Raw genomic sequence first — 18,671 nt, 5'->3', positions numbered from 1 at the left:
ATTATATGTCGTAATCGTCAATATTATCAAAACCTTCAAAGTCTTCCTCGTCTTCAAATTCCGAGAATATATCATCAAAGTCATTGCCTAGTCCAAAATCATCTCCAGAATCTGTGGAAGGCAAACCAAAGTCAATTTCTCTTGACGCTTCTCTAGGTGCAATACCTATCGAGAGAATGATTTCTGGTGCAGCAAGTGTTGCTGTCTCGTCAATGTGAATTAGTTCAATTAAGAAAATCCACATTTTTAAGAAGTCATAGACTAAAATGAATCTTTGGTCTTTTTTATCGACAAAGTTTTTGATTTTTGATTCTTGCATGATGTGGTAAGGTTCGAAAGAATCTTCCGATTCAAGTGCAAACAAACCAATTTCTTCTCCTTTGTCCCAATCATTATTGCTGACGTAAAACGACGCCATTTGGTCACCTTGAAAGAAAAAAGATTCAATTATTTTTTGGTAAAAATTTTCAAAATTATGTTCACCGTCAATTTCAATATCTCTGAAAATTTCTTCGTGATCTGAGTTGTCTAATAATACCCTAAATTTATATGTGGACATATTGCAGGAATTTAATTTGCAAAATTATTTAAACTTATTGGCTTTCCAGTATAATATGTACGTCTTTTGTTCACATTTCTTTGTTTGACGAAAAAAAAGTAGCACCAATCTGGATTGAAAAATGTAAAAAAGTGACATTTTTATTTTGTAAGTGGTTTTTAAACAGATTTTTATTCAATTTGAGTTGCAAAATTATGGGAATCCACCTAATTTCTTTATCTTTGATATTATGCAAATTGCAAACATTGAATTGACTAAATTGTATTATTCTATTGGTGAAGTAGCCGATATGTTTGATGTGAATGCTTCATTGATAAGGTTTTGGGAAAAAGAATTTTCTGTTATTAAACCAAAGAAAAACAAAAAAGGCAATAGGATGTTTACGCCAAATGATATAAGAAATTTTGAAAAGATATATCAATTGGTTAAGCATAAAGGATTTACTTTAGATGGTGCAAAAAAAGAATTGTCAAAGAAAAATGAAAAACTTCCTTTAAATTTAGAGGTGATGGAAAGACTAGAGAAATTAAAGTTAAAACTCTTGGCTTTAAAGGTTGATGTGGAATGATATTTGATATAAGGTTATTGGAATGAAAAGAATTGTTAATTTTATTGGCTTGCTTTTGACTGTTGTGCTAGTGTTGTCCATGCAACGAACAGTGTCTGAAAAGTCCTATGATGCAACCGCATTTAGGATAATAAAAGTGAATGGAAATATTTATTTTATTAGTTCTGGTGTTGATTTAAAAACTGGAGGCGTTTATGTGGAGGGAACACCAATTGGTTTTTCGACAAAAAGAGATAGGGCAGCGATAGTGAATGGCATTAGGGGGAGATTTATTCTTCAGCCAAGTCCAAAAGGTAAAGCGATAGTATTGCCTGCTACAAATAATATTAAGCCGAGGTCAGGTGGAAGTGCATTAATTAACTATTTAGATGTGGTTAATTTCTTTTCAGATACTTGTGTTTTTATTGGGCCTGTAAATGTTAAACTGGGTAAGGAGACTTTTCCGTTGAATGAATCCCATTTTTTATATGTGACTTATCCATATGGTGAAGAACGTATAGCAAAGAAATTGATGAGGAATGGGCAGACGGTATTATTGGATGAAGCTTCGCTTTTTGAGATAGATGGCAAACGTGTCGCAACTTTTGAGACGGAAATGACGTTGTATTATAAGAAGGGGGAAAGCGTGACTAAATTAAGTACCTTTTATCCAGTTTTTCCAAAGGAAGCACTTTTGAATACGGAAGTGACAGTGCTGTTAGAAGGAGTGAAAGATTTAACAAAAGAAAAACAGATTGATGAAGTAGCGGCATTTATAACTGAATTTTATGGCAAGCCGCAAAAAGATAATTTAAATGCTTGGCTAGAAAAAGAGTTTGCGCTGGGCTTAGATAAAAATATTAATTTTAAATGATGATGACCATGAGAACAAAATTAAACTTAATTGCAATTGCAGTCTTTGGATTAGGCGCTTTTTCAATGATGAATCAGCAAGAGTCCTTGAAATCGTTAACGGAAAATAGTTATAAAGTAATTCGGGTGAATGGGAAGATTATGTTTGTGAAAACAGCATCAGATATGAAACAAGGTGATGCTTATGTAGAAGGTACGCCAATAAAGTTTAACTCTGCACAAGCAAGGGCTGCTATAATTAATAAAATTAGAGGGCGATTTGTCTTGTCAGAAGCCAAAAAAGGTAAGCCTATTGTGTTGCCTGCAACTAATAATATTGCTTCAAGATCAGGAGCGCTGATTAATAAAATTGACCTACAAAATCATTTTTCAGGGAATTATTTGGTGCTAGAAAAGTTAGCGCTAGAGATCAGTGAAAAAGCGTACCCCCAAAATGAAAAAAGTTTTTTTTATTTAGCGTATGAATATAAAGGGGAAGTTATTCGAAAAAAACTGCCTTTTACAGGTAACAAGGTTATTTTGGATAGAGATAATATTTTTAAAATTGACAATGAGGCGATACCTGTTCAGAAATTAGAGATGTCTTTGTATTATATGGATGAAGCAACTGGTGAGAAATTGGCAAAGTTTACGCCCGTATTTCCTGATTTAGATATTTTAAAGTCAGAAGTGCATATTATTATTGCTGAAGGTGGGGATAAACCAAAAGAAGATAGGTTAAGAGAAATAACCTCTTATTTAAATGAGTTTTACGGAAAGCCTCAAAAAGATAATCTAGAAGATTGGTTAGTGCAGAGTTTTGATATTTGAATCTAAAATTTTATCACTTTTTGTTATTTGTTGATAATCCTTTGTTTTTTTAGATAAATTTAAGTGTCAAAATATGATACTTATTTTATCTTTGCCCAATGAAAGAAACAATTTTAATCCTTGATTTTGGTTCTCAGTATACGCAATTAATTGCTAGAAGATTACGAGAACTTAATGTTTATTGTGAAATTCATCCTTGGGATAAAGCACCTGATTTGGATGATGCTGTAAAGGGGGTTATCTTGTCAGGTAGTCCGTTTTCAGTACGAGATGAGAAATCGCCAAAACCGCAAGTTGAAAAATATAAAGGAAAAATACCTTTGTTAGGTGTTTGTTTTGGAGCCCAGTATTTGGCCCAAAATTTTGGTGGCGAAGTGTTGCCTTCCGAAATCAGAGAGTATGGTCGTGCAAATTTAAACTTTGTTAGTGAGGATAGCTTGATGAAAGGTGTCGCATCAAATTCACAAGTTTGGATGAGTCATGGGGATACCATAGCGAAGTTGCCAGCTAATTTCGAAAAGATTTGTAGTACCCATGATGTGGAGTTTGCAGGGTTTAAAATTAAAGATGAAGCGACTTATGGGATTCAATTTCACCCAGAAGTATACCATAGTTTAGATGGTCAAAAATTACTAGAGAATTTTATTGTAGGTATCTGTAAGTGTTCACAAGATTGGACACCTGATGCTTTTGTGGAATCAACAGTGAAGGCTTTAAAAGAAAAGTTGGGTAATGATAAAGTGATCATGGGCTTGTCTGGTGGTGTTGATTCATCTGTTGCGGCTTTTCTATTAAATAAAGCGATTGGTACTAATTTACATTGTATTTTCGTGGATAATGGTTTGTTAAGAAAAGATGAGTATGCAACCGTGTTGGAATCCTATAAAGGATTAGGTTTAAATGTAAAAGGAGTAGATGCTGCCGATAGATTTTACGAAGCCTTAGTCGGAGAGTCTGATCCAGAAAAGAAAAGAAAAATTATTGGGGGAATGTTCATTGAAGTTTTTGATGAAGAATCTCATAAAGTAGAAGGTGCTAAATGGTTAGGTCAGGGAACTATTTATCCAGATGTTATTGAATCCGTTTCTGCTACCGGTGGACCTTCAGCGACCATAAAGTCGCATCATAATGTAGGTGGTTTGCCTGATTTTATGAAGTTAAAGGTGGTAGAGCCTTTACGTTTATTATTTAAAGATGAAGTGCGAAGAGTAGGACGTTCTTTAGAAATTCCAGAAATAATTATTGGTCGTCACCCATTTCCTGGTCCAGGACTTGGAATTAGAATTTTAGGCGATATCACGAAAGAAAAGGTACGGATTTTGCAAGAGGTTGACCATATCTTTATTAGTGGGTTGAAAAAATGGGATTTATACGATAAGGTTTGGCAAGCAGGAGTTATTCTATTGCCGGTACAATCTGTTGGTGTAATGGGGGATGAAAGAACCTATGAGAAAGCGGTAGCTTTGCGTGCAGTAGAATCAACAGATGGTATGACTGCGGATTGGGTACATCTACCTTATGACTTTTTAGCGGAGATATCAAACAAGATAATTAATGGTGTGAAAGGTATTAATAGGGTGACTTATGATATCAGTTCTAAACCGCCAGCAACTATAGAATGGGAATGAAACAATTATTAGTAGTATTTTTAATCAGTATAAGTCTTGCAGGGTTTGCACAGCAAAGCGTAGAAACAATTAATGGAAAGAAATATTTTGTTCATTATGTTGAGAAAAAGCAAACTTTGTATGGTATCCATAAAAAATTCAATGTGCCTATTGAAGAAATTACGGCTGCAAACGAGGGGATTGATAACGGACTACAAGTTGGTCAAAAATTATTGGTTCCCGTATCCTATGATAATAAGAAATATTATCAAAAACATGTCGTTTTAAAAGGGGAGACTTTATACCGGATTGCTGCTAAATATAATACCAGTGTTCCTGTTTTAAAAAATATTAATCCATCCTTGAAAGAAAGTGATATTGCTATTGGACAGATAATTATTTTGCCAAAACAAAATGAGTCAAGTGAAATCGAGGAGGTAAAGGAAGTTTTACTGGATGATCCTGAAGTTACCGCTAAAAAAGACTTAAGCACATTTAAGGAGGATACCTTGGTGGAGCATGTCGTTTTGGCGCACGAAACTTTGTATGCTATTGCAAAAAGATACATGGTTACGCCAGATGATATTCGAAAGTTAAATAAAAAATCTGTCGAAAATTTAAAAGTGGGAGATGTAATAATTGTACCCGTCAAAAAGGTGAATTATGATATTAATGCGAATCTTGTGGATACAAATTTTATTTTTTCTCCAAAACCAATAGGTTCAAAAGAAATAATTAAAAAACCAGTTTATAAAATAGCCTTATTGCTTCCTTTAATGACCGAAGTAAATAAGTCTTATATGAACAAGCCAATTAAGATTGGAGAATTAGAAAAACTATATCCAATTACGGCGATTGCAGCTGACTTTTACCATGGGTTTTTATTGGCGGCTGACTCTTTGTCAAAAGCAGGACTTAACGCGCAAATTTACGTGTATGATACAAAAAGAGACACTACAGTGGTTAAATCTATATTGAAGAAAAGTGAATTTACAGATATGGATATGATCGTAGGGCCTTTCTTTTCTGGCTCTATTGATATTGTAGCAAACTATTGCAAAATCCATAAAGTGCCTATGGTGTTACCGGTAAATACTACCAATCAAGTTTTGTATCGCAATCCATTTATTTATAAAACTACTGGTTCACACATGTCACAGATGGATGGAATGGTGGATTATATTGTGGATAGTTATAGTCCGTATCATATTGCCATTGTAAAGCCTAATTTGGATTCGGATATGGCCTTGTATGAACATACTAAATTAAGATATAATGCTGCGGTTAAAAAACCAGGAACCAATTCTGCGACTTTGGTTGAGATTAATATGGTTTCTAGTAGCGGAAAAGAATTTAATTATAAACTGAGAAAAGATACCGTAAATATTGTTATTGTACCATCTACTGATGTGACGTTTGTGACTTCAGTTTTTACACAACTAAATAATTTTTTAAATTCAAATACTTATGCAAAAAATTTAAAGGTAATTGTTTGTGGATTGGAGGATTGGAATAAAATTGATGATATTGATATGAAACACCGCATGAGAACACAGCAGCATTACGCTTCCTATCGTTTCTTAAACGAAGATTCCAATGAGGTAAATAATTTAAATATTGTATATAGAAAAAAATATGGTATTGATCCAACGGTCTCAGGTGTGCAAGGGTTTGATATTGGGTATTACTTTTTGAGTGCCCTTTATTTATATGGTGAAAATTTTGATAATTATTTGGCACAGCACCAATTAGATCTGGTTCAAAATAATTTTGAGTTTTCTGCTGTCACACCAATGGATGGCAAAGAAAATATTGCGGTTTGTATCATTGCCTATAAAAATTATAACTTAGAATTCATTTCTTGGTAATTTTATAACACGTTGTTGGCAACTGATTGTAAAATGTCTCGTCTTTTTGCTATAAAACTGTTATCTTAGTATCATGAAATACCTATTTTTATTATTTTGTTCCATCTTTTTTGTGTTGGATTCGTACGGCCAACTCATTATGGGGACAACTTTTAACTCGACAACTTGTCAGGAAACTGTCTTTGATTCAGGGGGTACAGGTGCTGGAGGCCCTTACGGTCTTAATGAAAATCAAACGCTAACCATTTGTCCTAATACACCAGGAGATTACATTTCTCTAGTTTGGACTATTTTTTCACTTGATGGAACAAATACGAGTACTGTTCCTAATACTACGAATGCAGATAATATTACCATTTATAATGCTGCAACAGCAGATCCAGCTTTTACCTTAGGAACTTATTATGCTGGAGATTTATCTGCTGGAGATGTTTTTGGAGCAAATTTAGCTTTAAATCCTGCTGGTAATGGTTGCTTAACCATAGTTTTTAATTCCAATAATCAAGGGGTTGGCGATTTTTCTTGTACGGTCTCATGTGCAACACCATGTGATCCGCCAAATGCAATTGGCATGATTGTAAATGCCGACAATGCAGCTGGAGATTCTATCGCCATTTGTGTTGGGGAAACAGTTACTTTCCAAGATAATGGTTCTACTGCTGGTCCGAGTGGACTTTTTACTTTAGAGAAATGGATTTGGCAATGGCAAGATGGAACAGATAATGATACCATAAGTACCGGTGGTCCAATTACACATTATTTTTCAAATCCGGGAGAGTATATTGTTCAATTAGTGGTGTTAGATGATAATGGATGCGTAAACTCAAATGCTACTGACATTCGAGTTTATGTTTCAACTTATCCTACATTTATCCCTTTTCCTTTTGATACTACACTTTGTATTGGAGAATCCATTACGTTAAATGCAAATCCTACTTATTATGATTCCACATGGTCTGGTTTTCCACTCAGTGTGCAGAATAGTGATAATTGTATGGAAGATGTAACTGGGGTGGTTCAACCAACGCCTTTGGCAATTACTGGTTTTTCAAATATAATATTAGATAATGCTAATCCAGATGTATTTAGTGTTTGTGTAGATATTGAACATTCTTTTATTGGTGATTTTGTATTGCAAGTACAATGTCCAACGGGTCAAATCATGACCTTACACCAGCAAGGTGGCGGCGGAATAGACTTGGGTAGCCCGGTAACGTCTAGCGCCATTGACTGTGTAGATCCAACAACTTTTGGTGTGCCATGGAATTACTGTTTTGATGCAACGTCTACAGAAACATGGGTTCAAGCTGTTGCAAATGGAAATACAGTAGCAAATCCAAATGGTGGGACTTCCATTCCATCTGGAAATTACTTACCTGTTGACCCGCTTGGTTTTGCAGCTCTAGATGGTTGTCCAATTAACGGAACATGGAATTTACTATTTACCGATTTATGGGGCGGAGATGATGGTTCAATACCTGGGTGGTCGATTAATTTTGATCCCGCTTTGTATCCACCTGCTACTATATTTACCCCTACAACAGGTGGTAATTCAGATTCCTCTTATTGGGATTTATCTAGTCCTTATATTGCGTCAAACTCTGCAGACCTAAATACAATTACAGTTACGCCAACCATTGCAGGGTCTTACGATTATACTTATTTTGCAACCAATAACTTTGGATGTACTTTTGATTCTACGATTACAATTACAGTGGATGGTTTAACTTATATTTCAGCTGGGTTAGATACTACTATGTGTGGTGGCTCTCCAATCGCAATTGGACCAACAGATGATCCTTGCGATTATAGATTGTTATTATTTGATTCATTTGGGGATTCTTGGAATGGAAATACTATTGATATTACTACAGTGGCTGGTGGTACAGTTAACTATCCTGGTCCACCCGCAGATTCTATTTGGATTACATTGCCAATGACACATGGTGAAACGATAACACTCGATTTTAACAATACGGGGAATTTTATTGGTGAATGTGAAATCTATTTATATGCACCTGATGGCAGTTTAATTTACTCTGATGGCGTGATTGGATTTCCAAATACTAATCCACAAAGTGTGGTTGCTGATTGTTATGGTGGTTTTAATTTTTCTTGGACACCTACTGCAAATATTATAGGAAATCCAAATGTGGTGAATCCAGTAGTGGATCCACCAGTTCAAACCACTTATACCTTGACTTCTTATCCAGTTGGACATCCTGATTGTATAACTACAGATGATGTGGAAGTATTTTTAGGCCCAGTTCTAGATCCAGGTCAAGATACTATGGTTAGTTTTTGTTTGGATGGAATGCCGGAAGATTTATTTACTCACTTAGCTGGTACGCCAATGAATACTGGGAATTGGTTTGATCCAAGTGGAAACCCAATTGCCATGCCTGTTGATCCAGGTACAATGGTTGCTGGTTTATATGAGTACAGAATTGATAGTTTAACTTGTTCCTTGTCTGCTTTTGTTAATGTGACGATTATTGCATTGCCAATCAATGTTGTTTTAACGGATGTAGATTGTTATACACTTAATACAGGTTCAATTGTTCTTTCTTCACCAAGTGCGAACTCATATTCTAATGATGGCGGGTTGACTTTTCAAAGTATGATGAATTTTAATGGTTTGTTTGCAGGTTCCTATGACTTAGTGCTCGCTAGTGGTTTGAATGGTGCGGGATGTACAGCGGATACTACTGTAATAATAGGTGAGCCTGATCCTTTGTCCTTTACGTATATCTCACCACCAGAAGTTATCTGTCCAGATGAACCAATTGCACTTTCAGTAGCCGGAACTGGAGGGAATGGAACATATACTTTTAATTGGAGTAATGGTTTAGGAACTGGTATTGCGGTAAATTATGTGCCTCAAAATACGGATACTTTATTTGTTAATATGTCCGAAGCTTGTGGGTCTCCTTCTATTGATACTTTTGTTGTGATTTCAACACCTGCACCAATTGTATTTGATTATTATTTTGACAATACAACTGGAAAAGATAAAGTGGAAGGATGTTCTGAGTTAGAATTTATAATTAATAATGTAAGTTATAGTAATGGTACTGCCCAAAGCCCGGTTAGTAGTTTGGTTTCCACTAAATGGGATTTTTTAGGGAATGCAACAAAAACAACCAATGGCGCTGCAAATTTAGAACATAGTATTGAGCAACCTGGTATCTATAGTGTTTCGGTGGAAATGACCTCGGATTATGGTTGTAATTATTATGGAGACATTAATAATAATATTGAAGTTTTTGAATTACCAGTAGCTAAGTTTATGGCATCCCCAAATTCATTGTCAATATTTAGCACAGTCGCAACTTTTACAGATCTTTCTCAAGGGGATCCTACAGCATGGTTGTGGACCTTTACCGGGGGACCAATACCTTCTAGTAGTGGAGATCAAAACCCAGTGATTAAATATCCAGAAGGAGTTCCTGGTATATTTCCAATTGAATTACAAGTTTGGAATGAAAATGCCTGTACAGATGCTACTACCGGTACCATATCTGTTTTGAATGATGTGAATGTATATGCACCTAATATTTTTACGCCAGATGGGGATCAATTTAATAATACATGGCGTGTTTATATTGACGGTATTGATGTGTACGATTTTCACCTAACCATTTATAATAGATGGGGAGAATTGGTGTTTGAATCTTTTGATAAAGATGGAGAATGGGACGGAACATACGGGAATAACGGAAAGTTAGTACCCGACGGAAATTATGTTTGGATTATTGATGCAAAAGATATCGTAAATGATAATAGATACGATTTTAAAGGCACAATCTTGATGATGAAATAACCGCATAAGAAATATATTTTAATAAAAAGGGAAGTTAGGTCTTCCCTTTTTTTATTTTTGCAAAATGGAAAAATCAATTGGGAATCGAATTTTGGTTATTGATGAAAAAGACAATTGTAAGGTAATTATAAGTCCGCTGAAAGAAAGATGGAAAGAAGCATTGTTGTTTGCTTGGTTAATGGCTTTTACCATTATCGGTTTTTATATGATCTATTTGTTGTTCTTTGGAATGGATAGTATTGATAATTCACAAATTGAAGGAGATATTACCGAGGTTTTAAGAAATCAAAAGATTTATTTATTAGTTTTTGTTGCTTTCTGGATGTATTTTGAATTTAAAGTACTCAAAGGTTTTTTATGGCTTTGGAAAGGAAAGGAATTAATACAAATCACAAAAGATGAAATTACCATTAAACATGGGATTTTCTCTTATGGAAAAGCCAATAAATATTTTATTGATAATGTGAAAAACTTTGATTTAGTGGAGCACAAAACCTTTTCATTTGGTTTCGATTATGAAAATGCGTTCTGGCGCCAAGGAACGGATGCTTTGATATTTGATGCAAATGGAAAATCCATTGGATTTGGAAAAAAATTAAATGAAAAGGATGCTAAATTGTTGTGGCGTTTATTAAAAGATAGGATTAAGAAATTGGCAAAAAGCTAAGCTTTTACTAAAGCCCATAGTATCGTAAATCCTAGTCCCAAGCTTAATACTATGTTGAGAGACGCTAAAAGATACATGCCTTGTTTCATCAATTGAACTGTTTCGTATCCAAAAGTAGAAAAGGTAGAGAAGCCGCCACAAAATCCAATCACTAAAAAGTATTTTAAGAATATATTCTGATCCAGTTTTTCTCTGGACAAATAAATGATAAGTCCAAGTAGCAGACAGGCAAATAAATTAGCCAAAAGGGTACCAATTGGAAATTTAGGATGTAGACTAGTAAAGGTAGATTTACTCAAAGCAAAACGAGATAAACTACCTAAGCCACCTCCTAAAAATATATAGAGTATTATTTTAACCATGTTTTCGATTTAAAAGCGTATTTACCAATTTTGTAAAGGAAAATGCCAATTGTACAGCCTAAAATAGCACCACCAATAATATCTGCTGGATAATGTACACCTAAATATATTCTACTATAACCAATAAGAATAGCCCAAGGGAAAATTAACCACCAAAACTTGTTATACTGCTTGAAATTAAAAAAAAGAAAGGTAGCAATGGCAAAAAAATTGGTAGCATGAGATGATACAAAACTGTATAATCCGCCTCTATATTCATGCCCATTTGGTTTAATAATAGTATGGACTAAATGCTGAATATCTTCATTATGTGTTGGCCTAACTCTTTGAAAAATTTCTTTGAAAAATTCAACTGAAATTCTATCCGATAGTAAAACACAAAATGCCATTCCAAAAAAGATATACAAAACAAATGGATAACCAGCTTTTTTATAAGCATAGTATAAGAAGAAGATAAACAATGGTACCCACAAAATAATGGAACTGATATACCACATTGGCATGTCTAAATATGGGTGTCCCAACTCATTTAAAAAAAGAAAAACGCTTCTGTCTATGCGCTCAAGTTGTTCAATCATGGTGCGAATTAAGGTATAAAGCTAATGATATTCACTTATTTTTTACCGATAATATATAAAATAATACACATCACTCAGTGAAGGATAAAAAATGTGTGCATAAAACATATAAATGCTATATTTGACTTTTTAAGTTAATTTATGGTAAAAATATTTATTTTTTTAAGCATTACTTTATGTTCATTGCAAATATTTGGACAAACAGGAACTGTTCGTGGATTTATTAAAAGTAATGAAGATGGGAACGCAATACCATTTGTAAGGGTATATATTAAAGAATTAGAATTAGGAGTGAATACGGATTTTAATGGCTTTTATTCTATCCCAAAAATAAAAGTTGGGACCTATACGCTAACGGCGACGAATGTTGAATTTGTTGAATTTGAAAAAACAATTGTTATTGAAAAAGATAAAATTTTAAATTTAAATATTGATTTAGATTTAGGGAAATTTCTGAAAACAGTGGAAGTGAGTGGTGCACAAAAAGAAAAAAAGACTTCCGTGCAGACTTCCGTGATTAAAATAACACAGAAAGATATTTTAAGAGTCCCAACAACAGGAGGGGAAGCAGATATTGCGACTTACTTTCAAACCGTACCTGGAGTGGTTTCTACGGGAGATCAAGGTGGACAAGTGTACGTAAGAGGGGGGACACCCATTCAAAATAAAATTTTATTAGATGGAATGACCATTTATAACCCGTTTCACTCCATTGGGTTTTTCTCAGTATTTGAAACCGACTTAATTCGTTCTGCAGATATTTATACTGGTGGGTTTAATGCAAAATATGGTGGAAGAATTTCCTCTATTATGGATGTTAAATATAGAGATGGGAACAGTAAAAGACTTTCAGGATTGGTTGGTTTATCACCATTTACCACTAAAGTTTTATTAGAAGGCCCCTTGTCTAAAAAAGATAATGTTTCTTTTATTCTTTCCTCTAAAATGTCGCTTTTAGAACAAACATCCAAAGCAATTTATCCATATGTGAATGATGGGGACGGACTTCCATTTAATTTTATGGATCTGTATGGCAAAGTTTCTTTTGCAGGAAGCAGTGGGAACCAATTTAATGTGTTTGGTTTTTCCTTTAATGACCAAGTGAAATACCAAGCAGTAAGTGATTTAAATTGGAACAGTTATGGGGTTGGGACAAATTTTGCTTTTGTACCCCAATCTTCTCAAATATATTTGAAAGGTAGAATAAATTACTCCCAGTATGATATTACCCTAGATGAATTAGAATTACCAGAACGTTACTCCGCAATTAAGGGGTTTGAAATGGCTTTTGATTTTACTTACTTTTTAAAGGAGAAAAGTCAGATTGATTTTGGATTTCAATTTAATTATTTCTTGACAGATTATAAGACGTCAAATAGTGAGAATAAAACAATTCAGCTTACAAATAATGAACCGGAAGCAGGTTTGTATTTGAGTTATAAAAAAGTGTCTGGCCGATTTGTTTTTGAACCTAGTATACGTCTGCAAATATATCCTGAAGGGAATGTTATCTCTCCAGAACCAAGAATAGGTGCTAAATATAACTTAACTGAAGACTGGAGAATTAAAATGGCGGGTGGATATTTCACCCAAAATTATGTAAGTACAACTTCGGATCGAGATGTGGTAAACTTATTTTATGGATTTTTAAATTCACCAAGTAACTATCCTAAAGAATTTACTAAAAGTAATGGCGAAACTGTAGATATTGAAAATGGATTACAAAAAGCATATCATTTGATTTTTGGAACAGAGTATGATCTGACTAAAAAAATGTCCTTGAATATTGAAGGTTATTATAAATGGTTTACTCAATTAACGAATTTGAATCCAAATAAATTATTTGAAGACACATTTGAAAATGCCAATGAAAGTGATTTATTTAAAAAAGAATTTATCATTGAAAATGGACAAGCAATGGGGGTTGATTTTGTATTTAAATATAGTACTAAAAAGTTTTATTTTTGGACAGCATACTCTTTAGGGAAAGTTACCCGTTGGAATGGATTTGATACGTATTACCCTGTTTTTGATAGAAGACATAATGTAAATGTAATTTCCACTTATAATTTTGGTAAAGATGGCTCTTGGGAAGCAAGTGTAAGATGGAATTTAGGTTCGGGCTTACCTTTTAAGAAAACGACAGGTGTAGGAGACGTACCAACCATAAGTACCGTAGGTGATAATTATGTGACTGCTAATAATTCAGATTTGACTTTATTGTATGAAAACCTAAATACAGGTAGATTACCAGCTTATCACCGATTGGACATTAATATTAAAAAGACTATTGAATCTAAAAAACATGAGCGCATGCGTTGGGAAATTATTGCTGGTGTTACAAATGCTTATAGCCAAGAAAATATATTTTACATCAATAGGGTGACTGCAGAAACAGTTTATCAATTGCCTATTATGCCAAGTATCGCGCTTTCATGGCGTTTTTAAGGCTTGATTTTTGTTACTTTGCATAAGAATTACGTTAAATGCAGTATGAAAGCAAAAATGAGTAAATTATTAGTCGGTGTTTTATTATTGGCGCTTGGACCATGGAGCACTTTAAGTGCTGCGGATATTGAAAAACCGGATTGGTTAAAAAATAGAAGAAAAAAACACCCTTTTGGTCTAAATGTAGGAATATTAGGTCCTACAGGCTGGGGATTTGTATCGGCCGATTATTTTATTGATTCCAAATTAGATTTAGAAGGAGGTATGGGGATTCAAACAAATGGTATACATCCTTATTCTTTTTTTGCTGGAGCAAAATACCATTTAGCGGGTAAGTTTATCATGGGGTCTACCTTTTATTTTGGTGCTATGGATGCTTTTTTCTTTAAGGACGGTAAAGGATACCAACATAATCTATACTTTCCTATTGGTATACATAAAATAAAAAGAAATAAATTCTCTTGGTCTTTGGAGGTTGCTTATCAATTTAACAAGAACAGTGATAGTAATATTTGGGGAGCTTTTAAAGTTGGTTATCGTATTTTTTAAAATTAATTTGAACTTTATTCAAAGTAAATTGTACATAAAATAAAAAAGAGGAATATGGGATATCGATTGGCTTTTATGTGTTTTATGTTGACGCAAGTACTCTTTGGCCAGACTTTAGAAAAAAATGCTTTTAAATTGGCTGTTTGTCAACAAGATGCTCCCACGGTATTACAAGAAAAGGCAAAGGCATTGGCTCCTTATTACAATGCAGCTACTTTTGCTTATTATCGCTTGCTATTAAAAAATCTGCCTTTAAATAGCCTATTAATTACAAATGCTGAAAATGATACTTACCCAATTCAAATACTTCAAGTTCTAGAAAAAAACAGAACAGACATTAATGTGATTAGTTTAAAACTAATGGATGAAGAGGCATACCGCAACTTTGTGAATAACTCACTACAATTGAAATTAAAAAAAGGAGAGGCTAGGAGTAACCTCCTTTATGTATTAAAAAAATACCCTGCTGCAGTTATCAGTACCACGGTTAAGCAGTCTTATTGGCGAGATTACTATTTGAATGGACTTACAGTGGCGGCGCAAAATAAAAGTACTAACCAAAAGTTAATGGCTTTTTATCAAGCCTATTTGGATGCAAATGTCATTGGAATGTCCTTAACAAATTCGGATAAATTATTATATAAAAATATGCTTCCTCCGTTAATAACTCTGTATAAAACGAATCGTAATTTAACTACCTTAAAAAAGGATATTTTAAAATTGGCAAAAAAGTTATTGGTTGAAAAAGAAGTAAAGGAAATACTTGAAAATGATTAAATTTTAATGCGTTTATTTAAAAAGGACTATAAAACCTATTCTGATGAAGAATTAATGCTACTTTTTCAAAAAGGGGATAAGAAAGCCTTGGAACAAATTTACCATAGATATGCCAATCATTTAGTCAATTTTTTTTATAATAAATTGTGGCAAGATAGAGAAAAAGCGGAAGATGCCACACAGGACATATTTTCAAAACTGATTCAAAAGCCCGCTTTATTTGATGCCAGTAAAAATTTTAAAACATGGGTTTTTTCTGTTGCTTTTAATCGCTGTAAAAATGAATATAAAAAACAGGAGGTTAGAAAAAATGTAAGGGAAGAACCGGAGGACAATTATCAGCCAAAAGATTCGAATATTATTGCAGATGAACTATATGACCAACAAGATTTTGGGCAAAAATTAAAGCAGAAATTGGCAGAGATGAACGAAAAACATAGTCAAGTTTTTAAGTTGCGACATGAAGATGGATTAAGTATGAAAGAGATAGCTGAAGTTTTAACCTTGAATGAAGGTACAGTAAAATCTCGTTTACATTATGCCACCAAATATTTAGCCGAGCAATTAGCGGTATACCAAAAATTAATTGCAAAATGATGCGTGTAGAGGAATGGATAAAATATAAGGCCTATCATGAATTAAGTGTAGAAGAACTTGATATGATAAAGGATATGGCTACAAATGAAAAGGAATATGAGCAGTTGAAACAGTTTCTAGGGCAAACTGCGCTTTATGTTCAAGATCAAAAAATTGTAGCTAGTGAAAACTTGCAAGAAAAATTCATGCATGAACTGCACGGTGTTGAACAGGTAAGTACAAGTTGGAGGCATTCTTTTTTTACTTTTTTATTTCCAACTGAAAAACCTTGGTACCAATATCCCGCTATACAATTTACTGGTTTGGCGCTACTCCTTTTTGGATTATTCAATCTGTTTGAATCTCCTATTCAAAAACAGGAGTTAGCTGTAAATTCAAAAGTGGAAGAGGTATTATTACCTAATAAAATAGTAGAAAATAGTGAGCGTACGGTATTGGACTCTTCTTCTGTTTTTTTTCCAGATACAAAATTAACACCACCAGAAACCGAATTAGAAAAAATAGCTGTAAGCGACGATTTAGCCAATAAAAGCAAATTAGCACCAATAGCTGTTGAAAATTTTGATATAGCAGCAGAAGCACCAAGAATGATTAGTACAGCGCCTGAATCGGATGAAATGGAAGATGACTTAGCGATTAGCCCAAGTCTTTCCCTGGAGAAAGATGCTGAAGCTAGTTTTCAAGACTTAGAAGAAGTGGTTACTACAACAGATTATAATGAAGTGTCGAGTGGGAAGGAAAGTCGAAATCAATTAAAGGAAACGAGTAATGCTGTTTCTTTAGAGAATGTAGTTGTTGCAAACGTGAGGAAAAAAAGAGACAAGAGTAATAATGCAGCTAAAGTACTTGAAATCGTTTACCAGGTAAAAGAGATAATGGGCCTTTCAGACTTGTTTTATGAAGTAAAATAATGATTAGACTTGCTTTTTCTTTAGTAAAGTAGTTAGTTCATTAATTCGTTTTTGTTTTCCCTTTTTTCTAATGTTTTTTGCAGATGTGGTATAGTATTGATGCGTATGCGCTAGATAATCAATCTGTTTTTCTAACCATTCAATTTCGGTCAAAACATAGCCATATGCTGCCATTTCTTGAATTAGCTTTTGCGCGGTAATATGGTAATCTCTTCTGCCTAAATAGTCGTGGTCTGCATCCGAAATGATATTTTCATAGATGTCAATAGGTTGTCTTAGTCTGGCTGTGGCCATAATAATTCTCGATACGAATTCTATATCCGCTTTAGCGTATCCATAGGTGCTTGCCACTTCTTTAAAGTATTGTACACCAATATTTTCATTTTTTTCATATTTCACTAAAAATCCGGAATCGTGAAATAAAGCGGCAGTTTTTAGGAGTATGATCTTTTCTTCATCTACTCCTTCAAGGTTAGCATATTTAATAACTGCTTGTTCTACATTTAGTGTGTGATCTAATGAATGATAGACTAAATTTTTTGGAAGCTCTTTTGTTAACTTGTCAATAATATAAGATCGAATGCCGTTAAAGTCAATTTTTGACAAATGCGCTTTAGCACGTAAGGTTAAGTTGGCAAATAAGCCTTGTTGGTCTAATTTAAATTCTGGCTTAATGTCGTTAATAAGGAACATGTTAATCTTTCCCATGTTCTTTACTTCAATTGGACCTCTTTCTGTACAGTTGAAGAAATCTTTTATTTTACGGATAAAATGCTCTGAAACATTAATTTCATTTGGGGGAGCTAACGCTTCGCACCTAGAAGCAACATTTACTGAATCTCCCCATACATCAAAAGCAAACTTTTTTCTGCCAATAACACCAGCTATTAAATCACCAGAATGTATGCCAATGCGTACTTCCCAAAAATCTTTGCCAGCTTGTTTTCTCTTTTTAATATCTTCTTTAACAAATGCTTTAATTTCTAAGGCAGCTAAAGTCATCTTTAACTCCGTTTCATCTTCATTTGCGTTCAAGCCACCAACAGCCATATAACTATCTCCAATAGTTTTAATTTTTTCGATATTGTATTTTTGAAAAATTAGGTCAAAATTAGAGAAATAATAGTCTAGTACTTTCAATAATTCTTGTGGAGAATAATCTCGGGCTTTTTTTGAAAATCCAATGAAATCGGTGAATAAAATGGCGCAATTTGAATGCCGTTTTGGGGTGTATTTATTGTTTTGTCTAAACTCCGTTAAAACCGCTTCTGGTAAAATATTCTCAAGGAGTGATAAAATGGTTTTATTCTTAAAATACAATCGTTTAAAAACATTTATTTTTGCAATAACAATGTTTTTCATAAACGGTAAGGTAATAAAGTCAACTGCACCTTTATTTAACCCCTGCACCAAGTGTAAAGCACTATCGGTTACCGTTCCAGTAATAATTGTAAAACAATCCTTATTTTGGTTGATATTACTGATCTCATCTATAAATTTTAGATGATTGATGTCACTGATATCCGTAGAAAGCAAAACAATACCTATATGTTTTGTATCCAATATCAACTTCGCTTCGGTTTCTGTTTTGGCAATAAATATATTGTTACTCGGTTGTATAAGATATTCTTTTAATAACTCAATTTCTTGGTCATTGTTATTGAAAATTAATATGTTTATTATCGCTTCTTGCAT

Annotated in this window: 16 protein-coding genes; 12 read left to right on the top strand and 4 right to left on the bottom strand. The window is 33.7% G+C overall.

The features are described from left to right. Nucleotide 1 precedes the first annotated feature (1 nt). On the bottom strand, nucleotides 2-559 hold the full coding sequence (locus DNU06_RS12750) for an IS1096 element passenger TnpR family protein (RefSeq protein WP_111063813.1): 558 nt from the start codon (nucleotides 557-559) through the stop codon (nucleotides 2-4). A 229-nt stretch (nucleotides 560-788) separates the two neighbouring features. Between DNU06_RS12750 and DNU06_RS12745 the strand changes: the two genes are divergently transcribed. From DNU06_RS12745 to DNU06_RS12715, 7 genes are all read left to right on the top strand, one after another. After that, complete coding sequence (locus DNU06_RS12745) at nucleotides 789-1,127, top strand: MerR family transcriptional regulator (protein WP_111063967.1); 339 nt, start codon at nucleotides 789-791, stop codon at nucleotides 1,125-1,127. 22 nt (nucleotides 1,128-1,149) lie between these two features. Then, the gene (locus DNU06_RS12740) at nucleotides 1,150-1,980 is read left to right on the top strand and encodes a hypothetical protein (protein ID WP_111063811.1); all 831 of its coding nucleotides are present in this window, start codon (nucleotides 1,150-1,152) and stop codon (nucleotides 1,978-1,980) included. A gap of 8 nt (nucleotides 1,981-1,988) precedes the next feature. Further along, nucleotides 1,989-2,789, top strand: coding sequence for a hypothetical protein (locus tag DNU06_RS12735; RefSeq protein WP_146239239.1), 801 nt, complete (start codon nucleotides 1,989-1,991; stop codon nucleotides 2,787-2,789). A 98-nt stretch (nucleotides 2,790-2,887) separates the two neighbouring features. Then, a complete protein-coding gene (gene guaA, locus DNU06_RS12730) occupies nucleotides 2,888-4,417 on the top strand; it encodes a glutamine-hydrolyzing GMP synthase (protein WP_111063807.1) in 1,530 nt (509 codons plus the stop codon). Beyond that, complete coding sequence (locus tag DNU06_RS12725) at nucleotides 4,414-6,264, top strand: amino acid ABC transporter substrate-binding protein (RefSeq protein WP_158526890.1); 1,851 nt, start codon at nucleotides 4,414-4,416, stop codon at nucleotides 6,262-6,264. The genes guaA and DNU06_RS12725 overlap by 4 nt, the downstream gene beginning before the upstream one ends. A gap of 73 nt (nucleotides 6,265-6,337) precedes the next feature. Further along, nucleotides 6,338-10,087 (top strand): PKD domain-containing protein, encoded by a 3,750-nt coding sequence (locus DNU06_RS12720; protein WP_111063803.1) that lies wholly within the window; start codon nucleotides 6,338-6,340, stop codon nucleotides 10,085-10,087. Nucleotides 10,088-10,151: 64 nt separating this feature from the next. After that, complete coding sequence (locus DNU06_RS12715; RefSeq protein ID WP_111063801.1) at nucleotides 10,152-10,754, top strand: hypothetical protein; 603 nt, start codon at nucleotides 10,152-10,154, stop codon at nucleotides 10,752-10,754. Here the strand turns inward: DNU06_RS12715 and crcB are convergent. Beyond that, on the bottom strand, nucleotides 10,751-11,116 hold the full coding sequence (gene crcB, locus DNU06_RS12710) for a fluoride efflux transporter CrcB (protein ID WP_111063799.1): 366 nt from the start codon (nucleotides 11,114-11,116) through the stop codon (nucleotides 10,751-10,753). The genes DNU06_RS12715 and crcB overlap by 4 nt on opposite strands. Next, nucleotides 11,104-11,694, bottom strand: a complete 591-nt coding sequence (locus tag DNU06_RS12705; RefSeq protein WP_111063797.1) for a phosphatase PAP2 family protein — start codon at nucleotides 11,692-11,694, stop codon at nucleotides 11,104-11,106. Before DNU06_RS12705 ends, crcB begins: the two co-directional genes overlap by 13 nt. A 141-nt stretch (nucleotides 11,695-11,835) precedes the next feature. Here DNU06_RS12705 and DNU06_RS12700 point away from each other — a divergent pair, with 141 nt between their 5' ends. From DNU06_RS12700 to DNU06_RS12680, 5 genes are read left to right on the top strand one after another with little or no spacing between them, the layout of a single operon-like run. Beyond that, entirely contained in the window at nucleotides 11,836-14,142 is a 2,307-nt protein-coding gene (locus tag DNU06_RS12700; RefSeq protein WP_111063795.1) for a TonB-dependent receptor, read from the top strand. Nucleotides 14,143-14,199: 57 nt separating this feature from the next. Continuing rightward, nucleotides 14,200-14,691 carry a hypothetical protein gene (locus DNU06_RS12695; RefSeq protein ID WP_146239238.1) on the top strand — a complete coding sequence of 164 codons (492 nt, stop codon included), beginning with the start codon at nucleotides 14,200-14,202 and terminating at the stop codon, nucleotides 14,689-14,691. A 54-nt stretch (nucleotides 14,692-14,745) separates the two neighbouring features. Further along, the gene (locus DNU06_RS12690) at nucleotides 14,746-15,468 is read left to right on the top strand and encodes a hypothetical protein (protein WP_146239237.1); all 723 of its coding nucleotides are present in this window, start codon (nucleotides 14,746-14,748) and stop codon (nucleotides 15,466-15,468) included. A gap of 6 nt (nucleotides 15,469-15,474) precedes the next feature. Continuing rightward, nucleotides 15,475-16,065, top strand: a complete 591-nt coding sequence (locus tag DNU06_RS12685) for an RNA polymerase sigma factor (protein ID WP_111063789.1) — start codon at nucleotides 15,475-15,477, stop codon at nucleotides 16,063-16,065. Next, nucleotides 16,062-16,976: a hypothetical protein gene (locus DNU06_RS12680; RefSeq protein ID WP_111063787.1), complete on the top strand. Its 915-nt coding sequence runs from the start codon at nucleotides 16,062-16,064 to the stop codon at nucleotides 16,974-16,976. Before DNU06_RS12685 ends, DNU06_RS12680 begins: the two co-directional genes overlap by 4 nt. Before the next feature lie 3 nt (nucleotides 16,977-16,979). Here DNU06_RS12680 and DNU06_RS12675 read toward each other — a convergent pair whose 3' ends face one another. Then, nucleotides 16,980-18,671: an adenylate/guanylate cyclase domain-containing protein gene (locus tag DNU06_RS12675; RefSeq protein WP_111063785.1), complete on the bottom strand. Its 1,692-nt coding sequence runs from the start codon at nucleotides 18,669-18,671 to the stop codon at nucleotides 16,980-16,982.

This window comes from Putridiphycobacter roseus, from assembly GCF_003234935.1.
Classification (GTDB): domain Bacteria; phylum Bacteroidota; class Bacteroidia; order Flavobacteriales_D; family Crocinitomicaceae; genus Putridiphycobacter; species Putridiphycobacter roseus.
The sequence above is the reverse complement of the archived record's forward strand: the minus strand, read 5'-3'. Positions and strand labels throughout refer to the sequence as shown.

Coding starts and splice junctions, on each gene's coding strand:
- DNU06_RS12690 (WP_146239237.1), top strand. CDS start 14,746: ATGGGATATCGATTGGCTTTTATGTGTTTTATGTTGACGCAAGTACTC.
- DNU06_RS12715 (WP_111063801.1), top strand. CDS start 10,152: ATGGAAAAATCAATTGGGAATCGAATTTTGGTTATTGATGAAAAAGAC.
- DNU06_RS12675 (WP_111063785.1), bottom strand. CDS start 18,671: ATGCAAGAAGCGATAATAAACATATTAATTTTCAATAACAATGACCAA.
- DNU06_RS12705 (WP_111063797.1), bottom strand. CDS start 11,694: ATGATTGAACAACTTGAGCGCATAGACAGAAGCGTTTTTCTTTTTTTA.
- DNU06_RS12695 (WP_146239238.1), top strand. CDS start 14,200: ATGAGTAAATTATTAGTCGGTGTTTTATTATTGGCGCTTGGACCATGG.
- DNU06_RS12680 (WP_111063787.1), top strand. CDS start 16,062: ATGATGCGTGTAGAGGAATGGATAAAATATAAGGCCTATCATGAATTA.
- DNU06_RS12735 (WP_146239239.1), top strand. CDS start 1,989: ATGAGAACAAAATTAAACTTAATTGCAATTGCAGTCTTTGGATTAGGC.
- DNU06_RS12725 (WP_158526890.1), top strand. CDS start 4,414: ATGAAACAATTATTAGTAGTATTTTTAATCAGTATAAGTCTTGCAGGG.
- DNU06_RS12750 (WP_111063813.1), bottom strand. CDS start 559: ATGTCCACATATAAATTTAGGGTATTATTAGACAACTCAGATCACGAA.
- guaA (WP_111063807.1), top strand. CDS start 2,888: ATGAAAGAAACAATTTTAATCCTTGATTTTGGTTCTCAGTATACGCAA.
- DNU06_RS12740 (WP_111063811.1), top strand. CDS start 1,150: ATGAAAAGAATTGTTAATTTTATTGGCTTGCTTTTGACTGTTGTGCTA.
- crcB (WP_111063799.1), bottom strand. CDS start 11,116: ATGGTTAAAATAATACTCTATATATTTTTAGGAGGTGGCTTAGGTAGT.
- DNU06_RS12685 (WP_111063789.1), top strand. CDS start 15,475: ATGCGTTTATTTAAAAAGGACTATAAAACCTATTCTGATGAAGAATTA.
- DNU06_RS12745 (WP_111063967.1), top strand. CDS start 789: ATGCAAATTGCAAACATTGAATTGACTAAATTGTATTATTCTATTGGT.
- DNU06_RS12720 (WP_111063803.1), top strand. CDS start 6,338: ATGAAATACCTATTTTTATTATTTTGTTCCATCTTTTTTGTGTTGGAT.
- DNU06_RS12700 (WP_111063795.1), top strand. CDS start 11,836: ATGGTAAAAATATTTATTTTTTTAAGCATTACTTTATGTTCATTGCAA.